The sequence below is a fragment of the Veillonella infantium genome (assembly GCF_002959895.1).
In the GTDB taxonomy this organism is placed as follows: Bacteria; Bacillota; Negativicutes; order Veillonellales; family Veillonellaceae; genus Veillonella; species Veillonella infantium.
On sequence record NZ_PPDD01000009.1, the window covers coordinates 43,583 to 60,609 of the forward strand.

16 protein-coding genes are annotated in these 17,027 nt (G+C 36.0%); 14 read left to right on the forward strand and 2 right to left on the reverse strand.

What is annotated here, in order from left to right:
* Positions 1-9 precede the first annotated feature (9 nt).
* The 6 genes from VCHSUH03_RS05220 to VCHSUH03_RS05245 all read left to right on the forward strand — a co-directional run bounded on the left by VCHSUH03_RS05220 (position 10) and on the right by VCHSUH03_RS05245 (position 6,822).
* Positions 10-1,728, forward strand: coding sequence for a nuclease-related domain-containing DEAD/DEAH box helicase (locus tag VCHSUH03_RS05220; protein WP_105094280.1), 1,719 nt, complete (start codon positions 10-12; stop codon positions 1,726-1,728).
* Positions 1,729-1,826: 98 nt separating this feature from the next.
* Positions 1,827-2,171, forward strand: a complete 345-nt coding sequence (locus VCHSUH03_RS05225; protein ID WP_105094281.1) for a hypothetical protein — start codon at positions 1,827-1,829, stop codon at positions 2,169-2,171.
* A gap of 22 nt (positions 2,172-2,193) precedes the next feature.
* A complete protein-coding gene (locus tag VCHSUH03_RS05230; RefSeq protein ID WP_105094282.1) occupies positions 2,194-2,676 on the forward strand; it encodes a lecithin retinol acyltransferase family protein in 483 nt (160 codons plus the stop codon).
* Positions 2,677-3,158: 482 nt separating this feature from the next.
* Positions 3,159-4,775: a DUF2828 family protein gene (locus VCHSUH03_RS05235; RefSeq protein ID WP_105094283.1), complete on the forward strand. Its 1,617-nt coding sequence runs from the start codon at positions 3,159-3,161 to the stop codon at positions 4,773-4,775.
* Between the two features lie 140 nt (positions 4,776-4,915).
* Positions 4,916-5,449, forward strand: coding sequence for an NUDIX hydrolase (locus tag VCHSUH03_RS05240; RefSeq protein ID WP_105094284.1), 534 nt, complete (start codon positions 4,916-4,918; stop codon positions 5,447-5,449).
* Between the two features lie 200 nt (positions 5,450-5,649).
* Positions 5,650-6,822 (forward strand): phosphopentomutase, encoded by a 1,173-nt coding sequence (locus VCHSUH03_RS05245; RefSeq protein WP_105094285.1) that lies wholly within the window; start codon positions 5,650-5,652, stop codon positions 6,820-6,822.
* A 249-nt stretch (positions 6,823-7,071) separates the two neighbouring features.
* Here VCHSUH03_RS05245 and VCHSUH03_RS05250 read toward each other — a convergent pair whose 3' ends face one another.
* Positions 7,072-9,276, reverse strand: a complete 2,205-nt coding sequence (locus tag VCHSUH03_RS05250) for an RNA ligase (RefSeq protein ID WP_105094286.1) — start codon at positions 9,274-9,276, stop codon at positions 7,072-7,074.
* Between the two features lie 144 nt (positions 9,277-9,420).
* Positions 9,421-9,681 carry a 30S ribosomal protein S20 gene (gene rpsT / locus VCHSUH03_RS05255; protein WP_009351773.1) on the reverse strand — a complete coding sequence of 87 codons (261 nt, stop codon included), beginning with the start codon at positions 9,679-9,681 and terminating at the stop codon, positions 9,421-9,423.
* A gap of 271 nt (positions 9,682-9,952) precedes the next feature.
* Here rpsT and polA point away from each other — a divergent pair, with 271 nt between their 5' ends.
* The 8 genes from polA to VCHSUH03_RS05295 all read left to right on the forward strand — a co-directional run bounded on the left by polA (position 9,953) and on the right by VCHSUH03_RS05295 (position 17,019).
* Entirely contained in the window at positions 9,953-12,574 is a 2,622-nt protein-coding gene (polA, locus tag VCHSUH03_RS05260) for a DNA polymerase I (protein WP_105094287.1), read from the forward strand.
* A 34-nt stretch (positions 12,575-12,608) separates the two neighbouring features.
* Positions 12,609-13,223, forward strand: coding sequence for a dephospho-CoA kinase (coaE, locus tag VCHSUH03_RS05265; RefSeq protein ID WP_105094288.1), 615 nt, complete (start codon positions 12,609-12,611; stop codon positions 13,221-13,223).
* A gap of 156 nt (positions 13,224-13,379) precedes the next feature.
* A complete protein-coding gene (locus VCHSUH03_RS05270; RefSeq protein ID WP_105094289.1) occupies positions 13,380-13,934 on the forward strand; it encodes a lytic transglycosylase domain-containing protein in 555 nt (184 codons plus the stop codon).
* The gene (locus VCHSUH03_RS05275; protein WP_105094290.1) at positions 13,918-14,613 is read left to right on the forward strand and encodes a hypothetical protein; all 696 of its coding nucleotides are present in this window, start codon (positions 13,918-13,920) and stop codon (positions 14,611-14,613) included. Before VCHSUH03_RS05270 ends, VCHSUH03_RS05275 begins: the two co-directional genes overlap by 17 nt.
* Before the next feature lie 263 nt (positions 14,614-14,876).
* On the forward strand, positions 14,877-15,335 hold the full coding sequence (locus VCHSUH03_RS05280) for a ribosome maturation factor RimP (RefSeq protein ID WP_105094291.1): 459 nt from the start codon (positions 14,877-14,879) through the stop codon (positions 15,333-15,335).
* Positions 15,336-15,352: 17 nt separating this feature from the next.
* Positions 15,353-16,429 (forward strand): transcription termination factor NusA, encoded by a 1,077-nt coding sequence (nusA, locus tag VCHSUH03_RS05285; RefSeq protein WP_105085509.1) that lies wholly within the window; start codon positions 15,353-15,355, stop codon positions 16,427-16,429.
* A gap of 2 nt (positions 16,430-16,431) precedes the next feature.
* The gene (gene rnpM / locus VCHSUH03_RS05290; protein WP_105094292.1) at positions 16,432-16,701 is read left to right on the forward strand and encodes an RNase P modulator RnpM; all 270 of its coding nucleotides are present in this window, start codon (positions 16,432-16,434) and stop codon (positions 16,699-16,701) included.
* A 12-nt stretch (positions 16,702-16,713) separates the two neighbouring features.
* Complete coding sequence (locus VCHSUH03_RS05295) at positions 16,714-17,019, forward strand: L7Ae/L30e/S12e/Gadd45 family ribosomal protein (protein ID WP_105094293.1); 306 nt, start codon at positions 16,714-16,716, stop codon at positions 17,017-17,019.
* Positions 17,020-17,027: the final 8 nt, after the last annotated feature.

Genomic DNA, 17,027 nt, shown 5'->3' on the forward strand with positions numbered 1-17,027 from the left:
AAATATATTATGGCAAAATTCTATCCAACAATAATAAATAGTTTCCATGGTAGTGAAGGAGAGCGTCTCGTATATGAGGCGCTCTCTAAATTAAATAATGAATATGTAATTTTTCATTCTTATAGATGGTTAGGTGAATTAAACCAACGCAGGAGTGAAGGTGAGGCAGACTTCGTTATTTTACATCCTAAAAAAGGTATTTTATCTATAGAGGTAAAGGCTGGTGGGATTTCCTATCGTGATGGAAACTGGATTCAAACGAATCGAAATACAAAAGAAGAAAAAATAATAGATCCTTTGGGGCAAGCTGCGGAGAGTCAATTTAGGATTCAAAATTATTTACGTAAACATTATAATGGTCAAATGCCTGTTATTGGTCGTGCAGTATGGTTTCCGTCTGTGGCTATTCATAATAAGATCTCATTACCACTAGAAGTAAATAGAGATATTGTGTTTGATGTAGATTCCTTACTTAATCCACAGGAATCTATGGATAAAGCTTTTAGCTATTGGAGATCTAACTTAGGATTTAAAGATTCTGAGCAATCAGTAAATGATTTTCAGAATATGATTAAGATTCTCATGCCTACATTTAATATTGTAGAATCTGTTGCAAGTACAGCTCTTGCATCAACAAAAAGTTATATTCAGATGACTAAACAGCAAGCATCTATATTGCATTTTTTACGGGAGCAGCCAACGGCTGTTATACATGGACCAGCAGGGACAGGTAAAACTATGATTGCTATTGAAAAGGCTAAAATGTTAGCTGCTGAAGGTAAAAAAGTATTATATTTATGCTTTAATGAGTTCTTATTATCTTATGTGAAAGAGCATTATGTTTGTGAGAATATAATCTTTCATAATGTTAGATCATTAGCTGAAGAGATGATGCCTAACACTGAGTATTCTATTTCAGAAATTATTCCTCAGTTTATAGAGTACTTTCAAAATGAATACGATGATTTAGAGTGGTCTTATGAAAATGTAGTTATTGATGAAGGACAAGATATTGATGAGCATATACTAGAGCATATCTCTATGTTAGTAGATATGTTAGGAGGTCATTATTACGTATTCTATGATAAAAATCAGTATATAATGATGCATAAGTCGACGCATTGGTTAGATACTTATGGGGACTGTCGTCTTGTATTGTATAAAAATTGCCGCAATACCGCTGAAATAGCTAAGACTGTAGGAACAACATTAAGTGATATTAAGAAAGATGCTTACATAAATGAGCTATCAGGAATAAAACCACTTGGATCATTCTATAAAAATGAAAATGAATTACGTAATATTGTTACTAAATTTGTTACAAAAATGATTCAAGATAAGGTTAAACCTGATGACATTGTTATTCTTACTACAAGTAGTGTTCCTAATAGTATGTTAAAAAATATTTCTGCTATAAACGGAGTATCTATCTCTACTGAGCCAAAGAAAAATAATATATTGTTCACATCTGTTCGTAAATTTAAAGGTTTAGAAGCTAAAGCGGTTTTATTAATTGATATTTTAGTTAATCGTCTTACTTATGAATTACATAAACGTTTGGTTTATGTAGGTTCATCTCGGGCAAATACATATTTACAATTAGCATTCTATGATAATGTACCTAATGAAGATTATAAGTTCATTCTAAATCATTTAGGTGTAAATGAAATCAATGGAACTAATAAAGAAGCTTTGTTAGAAACTTTTGGTCTCGATTTATTAAAATAATATTTTGATGCGTTATTTTTTTCGCATACACTTTTGTACAATATACATGTAATCAGTTAGTTATTCTAATGTTGTTTTGTAGTATTGAGGTGTATTGTATGAAAACAGATGTTATTAAAGAAGCTATTGAAAAAGTTCAAAAGGAAGATCCTAAGTTATACCAGGATGTAGTAGAGTATGTTTCTTCTAATAGAAATAAAACTGGTGTTCATCCGAAAGGTGTGTATCAAGAGCATAGATGGCCTAATATTATAGGGCCTAGACCTGGACCCTTTCCATTTCCACAAAATCCATTAGAGAAAAATCCATTCGGTATATTTTTACCATTGGCAGGTTTGTATATGTTTTACAAGTTTGTTAGACGAATATGGAAATTATTACGAGGAAAGAATCAAGATATTTCCTTAGATGATATTATCAAGTATATGAATAATCTTAAATAATGCGTTGTATGGGAGAGGAATAATGGGGTCAAGAAAGTTAAAATTAGGAGATATCGTATTTTGCCAACGAAGTAACTTTTTCTTTGGTGATGTATATCAACATTATGGCGTATATGCTGGATATCATAAAATTATCCACTATATAAAGGGGGATTCTCCACTAGATGGACGAATTGCAGAGACTAGTATTGAAAAATTTTGTGACGGAGATACCTTATATATTGCCGAGGACGATAGTTTATTATCTATTTTCCAAGATGCAGATTTGGCCTCTACTTTTTATGGGCCTCGAAAAACTGTACAACGTGCAAGATCTATGATTGGTAAAGGTGACTATAACTTGTTTGGCCATAACTGTGAACACTTTGCTATTTGGTGTAAAACAGATCAACTAGAATCTACACAACTTAGTATAGAAGGCATGTTAGCAAGATTTTTACGACCATCACGCGGACCATTGAAATGGTTAGCTAATGAAATTTGGCGTGTTGAGGCAGAGTATTAGTAGTAACTATCAGGGACTAGCAATGCAGTAAAACATGTGTTGCTAGTTCTAACTTTCACAAAAGCAAAATATTTTAAAAGTAATTATTGACACACACGGATACGTGTATTATAATTACATCATAAGGTGAAAGAAATCATCAACAATTAGAACAGAAAGACTTAGATTCTAACAGCAATCCTATCACATACATAGCTTGATTAAGATGAGTATAGAATCTAGTATAATTTCATAGTTATCGTTCATAAACGATTCATAAGGTTAGACACAAGCAGCAATCTTCGATGATTTAACCAGAAAAAGTGATTTTGGAGACCATTTGGTCTAGAGTATCGTGTCTAGTTATCCTTAGCCTCAGTGAGGTTAGTAATTGTCTTGAACTTTGTATTGTAACCGCTCATGGTTGTCTTGTTTATTTTGCTTTCAAAATTTACGTTGTGATAATCCGCAGCGGTTTTTTATATGCCAAGGAGATATGAACTATGGATACATTTATGAACGCTTTAACAAACAATGAAAAATCCTATACAGCCAATGATGGTACTGCGTATCATACGAGTGGCAGTCCTCTTGTGGACCTTAATTTCTCTGTGCCTGCATTGCGTCAAGTTGCGGTTAATTTTTATGGTAAAAGTAAACATGACCGATATTTCTATGGTGCACATCGCACTATGGATGCTGTGGAAGCATTGCGCTTATTTATTACATCCTACGATGAAGATCCTCTGTATACCATGAAATGGCTTATGTATGCTCGCCATATTAAGCTAGGCCTTGGCGAGCGTGATGTATTTCGCATGATGCTCACTAAAATTGGTGACTTGTATCCAGAGATGGCATTGCAGTTCATCATCGGCACCGAGTTATGGAACTATGGCCGTTGGGATGATGTGTTACGCATCTTTTTTGATACTACAAGTGGTATCTTACACGACGGACTAGGGGCGTTAATAGCTAATCAGTTTAGACGCGATGTAATGGCGTGTGGGCTTGGCGATTCTATTAGTTTATTAGCTAAATGGATGCCGTCCAATAATACATCGTCTAAGCAAAAACGTTCTGAAGCAGTTATTTTACAATCCTTGTTACATCTAAGTGCACGAGAGTATCGTAAAACCTTATCTAGGTTACGTGAACATTTAGTTATAGTAGATCGAAAGGCTTCTCTCAACCAATGGAATGATATTAATTATAATCATGTGCCCTCTAAAGCGAATCTTAAATATCGTAATGCCTTTTTAAAACATGATGAAGAACGTCGTAAGGCGTATCTTGCATCATTACAACGGGGAGACAATTTAGTTAAGATTAATGCGGATTCTATGTTCTTGTATGATATCGTGCAAGCCTATGTAAAGGCGGATAGTTGCTGGAATAGTAGTCTAAATCCATATGATGAAACGCTAGAACAATTATGGAATGCCCAAGAATCTCCTAAGGATTATGACGATATCTTAGTTATACGCGACGGGTCTGGATCTATGGGGCAACAACTATCTAGTAATAGTTCCGTTACCGCACTTAGCGTAGCAGATTCAATTGCATTGTATTGTGCACAGCATAACAAGAATGAATCCTTTAAAAATCGATTTATTACCTTTAGTAATCGCCCTCAGATGGTAGACATTTCGATGTGTGAAACTTTGCGAGATAAGTTGAGACGCTTACATCGCTTTGACGATTACAGCAATACAGATATAGAGGCAACTTTTGACTTAATTCTAGATACAGCCGTAAAAAATCATCTGCGTCAAGATGAGTTACCTTCAGTGTGTCTCGTTATTTCTGATATGCAGTTTGACCAGGCAACAAAGCATGACGATAACACAACTGTTATTGAATCTTGTCGTAAGAAATTTGAGGCCCTTGGGTATACTATGCCACGGCTCATTTTCTGGAATGTATCTATGTACGCACATAATACAATTCCTGTACAAATGCATCCAAGCGGTATTATTCTCGTATCTGGATTCTCTAAATCCATCGTAGATATGGTAGTATCTAGAGAACTCGATCCTGAAATGGCACTCAAAGTTGAGCTTGATGCAAAGTGTAGTATTGTAGATACAGTACTACAAGATTATGTAAATGTAGCATAAATTATATATAATCTTATTATTTAAGGTTCTTATTAGTCAGATTCTGACTAGTAGGACCTTATTTTTGTGTACATAATTTGTGCTATAATGAAGAGTAGGTTTTATAAGGTAACAATCATTTTATATACGAGGAATTATATATGGCAATTAGCAAAGAAATTCAAAAGTCTAGTGAAATGAAATTTGACGGCAAGTTAATCAAAGTAACCTATGATATTGCAGATGTAAATGGTAATGAAGCGTGGCGAGAGGTAGTTCATCATCCTGGTGCTACTGCAATTGTAGTTGTTACGGAAGATAATAAAATTGTAATGGAGCGCCAATTCCGTTATGCTTTGAAACAGCCTTTGCTTGAAATTCCAGCAGGTAAATTGGATCCCAATGAAGAGCCTCTAACTTGTGCTAAACGCGAGTTAGCAGAGGAGACAGGATATCGTGCTAACGAGTGGATTCCATTAGGTACTATTGCAACAAGTCCTGGTTTTTGTAATGAAGTACTACATTTATATTTAGCGAAAGATCTCACTATGGGTGAAACTAATTGGGATCCAGATGAATACGTTGAGCTTGAGTATTTTACTTTACCTGAATTATTAGAGGCAATTAAGGGTGAGCAAATTAAGGATAGTAAATCCTTAGCAGCTCTAATGTTAGCTATGCCTTATCTTAAGTAGTACTTTATTTTCATAATTACATATAGTATAATTAACACATAAAGAGAGCCAAATAACGTGCTACTAGCGTTAGGCTCATCTAAAATAGGGAAATTTGATGATGCCTAACGTGTTGAGGTGGTAGGATACCTCATACGTTAGGCGTTTTTATTATTATATAGCATGGATTATTCTGCTTGAGTATTACAATAGGAGTACTTATGTATAAAAGAATTATTGTATTAGTTATGGATTCTGTCGGTATCGGTCATGCCGCTGATGCTGCGAAGTTTGGTGATGAAGGTTCTAATACATTAGGCCATATTGAATCAACGGCAGGCCAGATTTATTGTCCTCATTTAAAGTCTATTGGCTTAGGTCGTATTGCTGATATTTCTGATACTGGTGAAAGCATCAAAGGTGCTTTTGGCCGCATGGCAGAGCTCAGTACTGGCAAAGATACAACGAGTGGCCATTGGGAGATGATGGGGCATCCCGTTACCTTTCCATTCCCAACCTTTTATGAAGGTTTTCCAAAAGAGTTGATGGATACTTTCACAAAAGAAACGGGATATGGTTATTTAGGTAACGAAGTAGCATCTGGTACTGAGATCATTGAACGTCTTGGGGCTGAGCACATCAAAACAGGTAAGCCTATTGTATATACCTCGGCAGATTCTGTATTCCAAATAGCCGCCCATGAGGATGTTATCCCTCTAGAGGAACTATATCGTATATGCCAAATTACACGTGATAAGGTTTGCGTTGGCGATTACTATGTAGGCCGTATCATCGCACGTCCTTTTGTAGGTGAACTAGGTAGTTTTGTACGTACCTCAAATCGTCATGATTATAGTCGTATGCCAGAGAAAAAGATGGTACAACAAGAGTTACAAGATGCTGGTGTGCCAACAGTAGCAGTTGGTAAAATTGGCGATATTTATGCCCATGTAGGATGGGATGAAAGCTATCCAACAAAGACTAATTCCCATGGCATGAATATGGTTCCATACTTACTTGGCTCCTCCTTTAAAAGTGGTCTAATGATGGTTAACCTCGTTGAATTTGATAGCCTATATGGTCATCGCAGAAATGTAGAAGGATACAAACGTGCTATTGAAGATTTTGACTACCAATTAGGTGGCTTATTGCCATTACTGAATGATGACGATTTGCTACTCATCACTGCTGACCATGGTAATGACCCAACTTGGGAGGGCACAGATCATACTCGTGAATTAGTACCAATTCTTGGTTATAGTCCACGTCTTAAAGGTGCTATTGACCTTGGAGATAGAAAAAGCTTTGCTGATATTGGGGAAACTATATTAGAAAACTTTGGCCTTGAACAATGGAATATTGGAACATCGTTCTTAGAGAAACTTAGTAAATAATTTTCTAATATATTTTCGTATTTTTAGGTTCAGAATCTATATTACTACCTATGTACGACACTGATATAATTTCAAAATAACAAAGATAATATGCTATATATGAGATACTACCAGTTAAAAATAAATAGTTTTAACTGGTAGTATCTTTAAAATAGATAGTTAAATCATAATGAAAGACCAACTTATGTATATCATAAGTTGGTCTTTTCATATTGGAGCTACATATTTTAAAATGATATGCTTATTTAATTATAGTAAGCCTTTATTATCCATCATTTCTTTTATATTTAGTAAGGTGGATTTACAAACTACATCATATTCTAGTGTACTTAAGAAATCTGCAAATTTTCTATCATCTTCGTTTTTACAGTTTTCATAAGGGATCTTACCATTTTTTTTATATGGTTCTAGAATCCGATTTCGTCGGTACTTCCAAGTATTATAATAAGGACCTTTAAATTTTGTCATAAAGCCATTACTATCGACTATTACAAAGCCTTCAGACTCATGATGTGAATTAAGTTCCTTATTTATGATATCTTTTAGTTCGTCCATCGTATTAACTTGTTGAATTGTTTTTACAATAGATATTAACTGAGTGTCATATTTTTTAAGGATGGAGTCTAGTTCTGCTAGTCTCTCCCTAGAGAAAGATACATCAATATGTTTACCATTTACATCTAACGTATTTTGAATCATATCAAGTACATAGAGATGATCTTGGTTATATTTTATAATATGTGTATCTTCTTGGCTAATGACTTCAAACATCATAGAACAGCTATTACGTTTTAATAATTCTTTAATTTCTTCTTGTAAACTTGTAGGTAATTTTTGGAATAAATTTTTAAACAAATCTACGTGCATACCTTCTGTAGTAGATTTAGAAGCAAAGACTAATTCATCATTAATGACACCTAGAATAGCGAGGTATCCATTTTCTTTAGTTCGAATTTCTACAGGGAAGGAGAGTGTGTTAGCTAAATTATTTAACTCAGTTTCTGGTCGTTCGTTGAGATTAAAGAATTTATTATAACTACGTAATTTCACATCTCCTGTCATACGATCCACAAATAACCCTCGAGCTTGTACTGTATTTTCATTCCATAATCGTTTGTGGAATACACGTGAGGTGAAGTTTAAGGAATATAGGTTAGGGGAGCATTTTTTTACTTTTACTAATTTAGAATTACCTAAAATATTAATATCTTCGTTTTGTGTGAAGATAACATGTTGTATCATGCTTTGGTATTCATGGCGCATGTACTCTTTATCGTACACATCGTTTTTAATACCATTTTTAGTAAAAGCAGCTGCAGTAATATCAATGTATTTGAGCTCGCCCCCAAATTCTACTTCTCCTTCTAAACAGAAGGAATATTTACCATCTGGAACACCGCGATGACCATGAATTTGAATGAAGTCTTGACACATTCCATGCTCATAGTTAGTGTCATATATCTTTGCGATATCTGTTTCATATGCTCCAAAACCATTGATAAAGGTAGAGGTAGCTATAAAGGTCATGTTAGGTACATAGGAAAGACCACCATGGGATACTAAATATTTTTTGCCATGAAAGCTGAAAGGATAGCATTGACGAAGTGATTTATAAAAGAGGCGTAATTCTCGTTGAAGTGATTCTACATCTTTTTTCGTCATATCTTTTATGATAGGTGCTACTACTTCTTTCATAAATCGTTTGGAATGATCTAAGTTTGTATTGAATGCAAAGTTTGCAATATGTCGTTCGTGATTGCCTTCTAACATAATCGTATTAGGTAATGTACTGAGGCGCATCATTTCATATATCATTTCTTTATTTTCAATACCGCGCTCCAAATAGTCGCCACAAAAGATATAAAGTGTTTTTTCATCCCATGGAGTGATAGCTTGTTGCAATGCTGTGTAACAGCCGTGAATATCACCGATGATACGCACTCGTTCATATCGATTCGTTAAATTTACAGTAAAGTAATTGTTGATTTCATCGATAGAATTTATTTTCCTACAAAACTTTGGTAATGTAGTTGTTTTAATCATCTTGTGCATGCGGTGTATAACTTGCTCAGGCACTCGTTTGTAATCTGTTCGTGTAGCATTACGAGCTAAACATTCTTCTAATGATGTATCTGGTTCGTAGTAATATACAGTATATTTATATTTGTTAAGCAATTCTTTATATGCATTAACAGCTTTAGATGTAGTGTGGGTAGCATCCAAAACGACAAAGTCGCCATTGCTCATTCGTTTCTCTAAGCAATCTAGTAGGAGTTCCCAGGCCGGACCATTATCCTCTTGTGAAATATACCAACCGCTTTCACCAAGGGAAGGGCTGCGTAATAGCATACGGAAATGATCGGCTTCTAAGGTGTAAGCCTCAAGATTGTTGTCACGAATCCACTGAGACTTACCACTAGCAGGAGCACCACGCATTAATAAAAGTGTTCTCATAGTAATAGTCCTCTAATCTGCCCATAGGGCGTAATAAAATATAACTGTATAAAAAACGAAACAAGTATTATATAAAAAATAAAAAAGGGCATAAAAAAACAGCCTCAACGGAAATCCGAGAGACTGTCTTACTTGCTTTTAAAATTATAAAGCGTTTACTTTAGCTGCAAGGTTGGATTTTTTGCGAGCTGCAGTGTTTTTATGAAGTACACCTTTGGAGGCTGCTTTATCAATTACGCTAGTAGCATGAACAAGTGCTTGTTTTGCTTCTTCTACTGCGCCTGCTTGAACAGCTTCTACGGTTTTACGACTTGCTGTACGGATTTGAGATTTTACAGCGGCGTTTTTCGCACGACGTTCAGCATCCGTTTTTACGCTTCTAATACTGGATTTAATGTTTGGCAATTGAGTCACCTCCTTAAAAATCGTTTCTTATACCTGAATGATTATATCATACCACATATTGATACGCAAGGACTTTTCAGCCCAATATTTTCCTTGTTAGTATGAAGTATAAAACATTCTCTATTGTTATTAACTATAGCATATAAGTCTATTTTATGAAATCAAGATTATTAATATATTTGCTAGTATTTTAATTAGTAATTATTTTGATTTTAAAAGTTAGTTAGCTCCCTTATGTTATAATAAAGGATAGAATTAAGCGAGGTGTATTATGAAAAAATTAATGATTATAGATGGCAGTAGTTTGTTATTCCGTGCATTTTTTGCATTACCACCGTTGAAATCTGCTTTGGGTACTCCCACGAATGCAGTGTATGGTTTTTTAACAATGCTCATCAAATTGTATGAAGAAATTAATCCTGATTATATTGCCGTAGCTTTTGATAAAGGTCGTCAGACGTTCCGTACAGAAATGTATAGCGAATATAAAGGTAATCGTCCAGATGCACCAGAGGATTTACGTCCACAGTTTAGTCTTATTCAAGATGTATTAAAAGCCTTAGGTATTTGTGTTATTGAAGAAGAAGGTTTTGAAGGGGACGATATCCTAGGATCTTTAAGTAAGAAATTTGGCACTCCTGAGATGGCTGTTCAAATCATTACTGGTGACCGTGATAATCTGCAGCTCGTTACTGAGCATAGTCACGTGTTCTTAACTAAAAAAGGTATTTCTGACATGTTAGAAGTAACTCTTGATAACATGGAAGAACTCTATGGCTATGGTCCTGATAAAGTTATCGAAATGAAAGCCCTTATGGGTGACTCCTCTGATAATATTCCGGGCGTACCAGGTGTAGGTGAAAAAACGGCCCTTAAATTGATTACAGAATACGGTAATCTTGAGTCCGTATATGACCATATCGAAGATATTTCTGGTAAGAAATTAAAAGAGCGACTCTTAGAAAATAAAGACTTAGCGTTTTTATCTCGTGAGTTGGCTACAATTAAAACAGATATGGATTTATCTTTCAAAGCAGAAGACTTTGTACAAAATTTCCATGCCTCTGAGGTACAGCCTTTATTTGAAACATTAGGTTTTACTAAATTAACGCCTCGTATCGTTCAAGTGATGGGCGGAGAGGAATCCGCTTTTGGCGATCCTGGTTCTTTATTTGCTCCACAAGAGGAAATTTCTCTAGATGATTTAGTAGATGCTAAGGCTTTAACCTCTGAGTTCTATACAGATAAAACGGTGGCAGTACATATCGTGCTAGATGGTAAAACTCCTTTTAGAACAGTAATGAATGCTTATTTATCTAATGGTGATACGATTGTAAAAACAGACGATACTAAAGCTGTATTAGCTGTTTTACAAGGTGCAAAGGCCATTGTTACGACTCAAACCAAAGAGATTATTGAAGCCTTTGGTGAAGATGCACCAGCTGAAATTTCTTTATTTAACGATGATAAAACAGCTCGTGTCCATGATATGTCTCTTCTCGGGTACTTGTTAGATCCTACGCGTACTAACTATGGTTATCTATATTTAACGGAACGTTTCTCCGTACCAAGCATTGCTAGTGGTAGCGTAGATGTAGAATGCGTGTCCATGGTGAAAGCTTTACTGGCCATGAACGAAATAGCTTGTGAATCTGCACGCCGTGAAGAGCTTTGGTCTCTATATGAAACAATTGAGTTACCATTGATTCATACCTTAGTGGTAATGGAGAAAAATGGTATCTATATTGATACAGAAAAATTAGCTGAAACTACAGCTCGTTTTAAAGAGGAATTAGCTCAAGTACAGCAAGAGATTTACGATATCGCAGGGGAAACTTTCAACATTAACTCACCTAAACAATTGGGTGTTATATTGTTTGAAAAGATGAACTTGCCAATCATTAAGAAAACTAAGACTGGCTATTCTACTGATGCAGAAGTACTTGATATGCTTCGTCATGAAAGTCCTATTGTAGAGAAAATCTTAGCGTACCGTTCTGTAGCCAAACTAGTATCTACCTATTGTGAAGGCTTGGCCGTTCTTATTAATGATAAGACTAAACGCATTCATACAACGTTTAATCAAATGGTTACAGCTACAGGACGTCTCAGTTCTTCTGACCCTAACTTACAAAATATTCCTGTTCGTACTGAAAAAGGCCGTGAAATTCGTGCCTTATTCTATCCAGGTGCAGGGTACGACACATTAGTTAGTGCCGATTACTCTCAAATTGAGTTGCGCATTTTAGCGCATCTATCTGGCGACGAAGCGTTAATCAAAGCTTTCGTTGATGGTAAGGATATTCATCGTTTTACTGCGGCAGAGGTACTAGGCAAATCTCAAGAGGACGTCACTAGTGAAGAGCGTTCCCATGCGAAGGCCATTAACTTTGGTATCATTTACGGTATTTCTGACTTTGGCTTGTCTCGTGACCTAGGTATCACACGTGGTGAAGCTAAAAACTATATTGATTTATACTTTAGCCGCTATCCGAAGGTTAAAGAATATATGGATCGCATGGTGCAAGAGGCTCATGAAACTGGTAAGGTTCGTACTATGTTCGGTCGTCAACGTGAATTGCCTGATATTAACAGCCGTAACTTTAACCGTCGCTCCTTTGCAGAACGTACGGCCATGAATACACCAATTCAAGGCACAGCTGCTGATATTATCAAGTTGGCTATGAACCAAGTCGAGAAAAAGCTAGAGGAAGGAAACTTTAAATCTAGACTTTTATTACAAGTACATGACGAACTTGTATTAGAAGTGGTGAATTCTGAATTAGAAGCAGTAGAAGAATTATTACGTACGACAATGCAATCCGTTGTGGAATTACATGTTCCTCTTATTGTAGATGTGCACCATGCTGAGAACTGGGCATTGGTAAAATAGTTTACATATTAATATTAAATGTTGGAAGATATATATGTTTAAAATAGGATTAACTGGTGGTATTGCATCAGGCAAGAGTACTGTCCTTACCTATTTTAAGGACAAAGGAATACCTTATATCGATGCAGATATTGTCGCTCGTGAGGTAGTAGAGCCTGGTACTGAAGGTTTAAAAGCAATTGTGGATGCCTTTGGTTCTATTGTATTGCATGATGATGGTACATTAAATCGTGAAGTATTAGGCGCTATTGTCTTTCACAATGAAGAAAAACGACAATTGTTAAATGGATGTCTAAAAACACATATTCGCAATCGTATTTTGGAACTAACATCTCAATATGAATCGGTTAATACACCGATTTTAATCTATGATATTCCATTACTCATAGAGGGGGAATGGTATACCATAATGGATGAGGTATGGCTTGTTTATGTAAACGAGCCTACTCAGATAGATCGCTTAATGAGTCGCAATGGATATACTAAAGAGGATGCTTTGGCTCGAATCAATAGTCAAATGCGTCTTGACGATAAACGCACTTATGCAGATATAATTATTGATAATAATGGTACACCTTATGATTTATTAGCACGCTTAAATAGTATTTGGGAAGAACATATTGAGCCAATTTTACGGGAATTAAAATAATAGTCTGTTATGTACCCAATTTAGTATATAAAAAATAGTATTAAATGGTATAATAAGCCCATAAAATTTAGTATAATAGTAGCCTAATATTTTGTAGATTAGTATATTGTACCGATATTAAAATCGTATAGAGATTGTGTAAGGAAAGGGGGATTTATGAAACGTGCAACGGCAACGGCGTTATCGTGCGTCGTACTTGGGTGGTTTTATTTTACTCATTTAGATGATCCTTTAGCGCGTCAAGTGGCGTACCCCTTTAACTATAGAGATGTAGTGATGGCTGCAGCTGAGAAGGAACAGGTTCCACCATCCTTGGTGGCTAGTGTTATCTTAGCTGAAAGTAAATATAAGAATACTGCTGAGTCTGAAACAGGTGCTCTTGGATTGATGCAACTCATGCCAGATACAGCACGTTGGGTTGCTCAACAAGTTGGTCATGGTAATTATACAGATCGTCAGCTAAAAGAGCCTGAAACAAATATTGAGTTAGGAACATGGTATCTAGGCCATTTGTTAAAAGAATTTAATGGCGATGAGGTGCAGGCGTTAGCGGCGTATAATGCGGGACGTGGACATGTTGAATCCTGGCTTAATGAGAATAAATGGAATGGCATGGTTGATACTATACCATTTCCAGAAACACGTAGCTATGTAAAAGCTGTTTTACAGTATCAACAGAAATATGAGGCATTATATGGAAACGATTATTGAAGCTTGTAAAGCATTAGATTATTCATGGTTGCCTCAGCAGATTGAGGGATTTAACTTAGTAGCATCCAATGAATCTGATTACACTGCGCTACTTGAACGCCTTACAGCAGGTGAAGAGGTATTAAAGGTACCTATTTTCCATTATCAAAATGATCTAGGGTGGCGATGGTCTGCCTTATATGATAAAGAGGTAGAGGACTATACGGTTCATATTGAAATGCCACTCTTTTCTTTTGTGGATATTTCCTTTGTACGGGCTGATTTAGAGTCGTTCTGGAAGGGGTTACAAGATCGATGTGTCAAAGGTTTAACTAATATGTTAATCGAGCCAGCGAATAACTTTACCTTTACGTATCGTCGCCGAGGAATACCTGAATGGGATTTTTCCGAGGTCATGCCTAAAGAATTGGAAGGTTTTATATGTGATGTTGATCCAGCTCACGGAATTCGGATGATTAATGGTTCTTTTATTATCGGTGAATATCGTAAGATGGATGAATGTACTGGATTATTGCTATATTATAACGAATTACGTGATGAGTACTTTGCAGAGCTTCGTTATAAAAACTATCCTGAAATAGATCATCATTTAGATGCTAAAAATTTAGTTGATTTAACCGCTGTTCTTCGTGAGCACCTAGGTCCTATATTAAAAGGGTTAAATGAGCGTGTTGACTAATAATTGTTAAGTGTGACTATGCTATTTTTTGAGTTATTTTATATTTATATGAAATAATCTAAGTGGGAATGTTTGGTTAAAGCCCATAAGAAAGCGTAGAATTTGTATATACACAGTAAATGTGATATACTATATATGACTTTTATATAAATCTTTTAAAAGAGTGGGCTTATGTCCACTCTTTCATTTATGATTAGCCTAATTTTAAGGTGTTTCTAATCAAGAGATATATACAAGATGTAGTAATAAAGGAGGCGATGGCTATGAAGAGAGAAGCAGTAGAGGAATTTGTATCCTCTGTAGTTGAAGGTATTATAGCCGGCACCGACATGGAACTGGTCGATGTAGATTACGTTCGTGAACGCGATTGGTATTTACGTGTCTATCTCGATAAACCAGGTGGTGTAGATTTGGATGACTGTCAGTTGGTTAGCGAAAAACTAAGTGCTGTGCTCGACGAAAAAGATCCAATTACGGAAAACTATTTATTGGAAGTATCTTCTCCAGGCCTAGATCGAGTTCTTAAGAAGGATAAGGATTTGGTTCGCTATAATGGTCGTGATGTTGATATCCAACTATTTAAACCGATTAATGGCAGTAAGCAATTTACTGGTGTATTAGAAGGTTTTACAGACACAACTATCGATTTTACTATCAATGGTGAAAGCATGACATTCGAACGGTCTGCCATTGCACAAATTCGATTACATCTTGATTTTTAATATATGGAGGCATACGAGTGAGTCAAGAATTAATTCAAGCGGTAATGGTGCTTACAAAGCAAAAAGGTTTTGCTCCTGAGGTTATTTTTGAATCCTTAGAGGCTGCATTGTTGCAAGCATATCGCAAAGAACCAACATCTAATCCAGATGCGTACGTTGTGATTGACCGTGAAACAGGCGTTTACAAAGTAATGGCTAAAAAACAAGTAGTGGAAACTGTGGAATTACCAGAAACAGAAATTAGCTTGTTAGAAGCGCGCAAAATTGACAAACGTTTTGAAATTGGCGACGTAGTAGAAGTAGATGTTACTCCAGCTAACTTTGGCCGTAGTGCTGCCCATACTGCAAAACAAATGCTTATTCAACGTTTGAAAGAGGCTGAACGAAGCGTAGTATACGAAGAATACTATAGCCGTGAAGGCGATATCATTACTGGCGTTATTACACGTGTTGAAGGTAAAAATGTATTTATCGATTTAGGTAAAACAGAAGCAATCTTGCCTCCTACAGAGCAAATTGCTACAGAAACATATCGCGAAGGAGATCGTATTAAATGCTATATCGTAGAGGTTAAGAAAACTACGAAAGGGCCTCAAATCATGATTTCCCGCACACATCCTGGTTTATTAAAACGCCTCTTTGAATTAGAGGTACCAGAAATTTATGAAGGTGTGGTAGAACTTAAATCTGTAGCTCGTGAGCCAGGTATGCGTTCTAAGATTGCTGTTTATAGCCGCGATGAAAATGTTGACCCAGTAGGTGCTTGCGTAGGTCCTAAAGGTCAACGTGTACAACATATCGTTGATGAGTTACATGATGAAAAGATTGATATCGTTAAATGGGATGAAGATCCAGCAATTTATATCGCAAACTCTTTGAGTCCAGCAAAGGTTGTATCTGTTGATGTAAGTGAAGAAGAAAAATCCTCTTACGTTGTAGTTCCTGATTATCAATTATCTTTAGCAATTGGTAAAGCTGGTCAAAATGCTCGATTAGCAGCCAAATTAACTAACTGGAAAATCGATATTAAGAGTGAAACTCAAGCAGCTGAAGAACCTTTTGCAGGTTTTGGCAATGCTGAGGATGGAGAATAGTCATGAAACCGAAATCCCAACCTATGCGCACCTGTGTAGGATGTGGTGAGCCAAAGGTAAAACGTGAATTGATTCGCGTAGCCTTGAGCCCAGACGGTAACATTAGTATTGATCGCACTGGTAAAGCACCAGGACGTGGAGCCTATCTATGTGAATCCATGTCGTGCTTTGAACAAGCCTATAAGGCAAAACTATTAGAACGGTCATTAAAGCATAGTGTATCGAAAGAGATATACGAAGCGTTACAACGTGATTTACAAGAGCATGAGTAATCACTGATATACATGAATGAAGATAAAATTTTGAATCTCTTAGGTTTAGCACAACGAGCAGGTAAGGTTATTTCCGGTGATTTTATCGTAGAAAAGGCTATAAAGAGAAAGGAACCAAAATTGGTACTTCTCGCTAGTGACTGTGCAGCCAACAATGAAAAGAAATATACTCAATTAGCAGAAACACATCAGATTCCACTTCATAGTATTGCCAATAAAGAGGTGTTAGGAACAGCTATTGGTAAAGAAGTTAGGGTAGTAGTCGCCGTACTAGATGATGGGTTTGCAAAGGCAATAGTAAAAGAGATTGATCGATAATAAGGGGG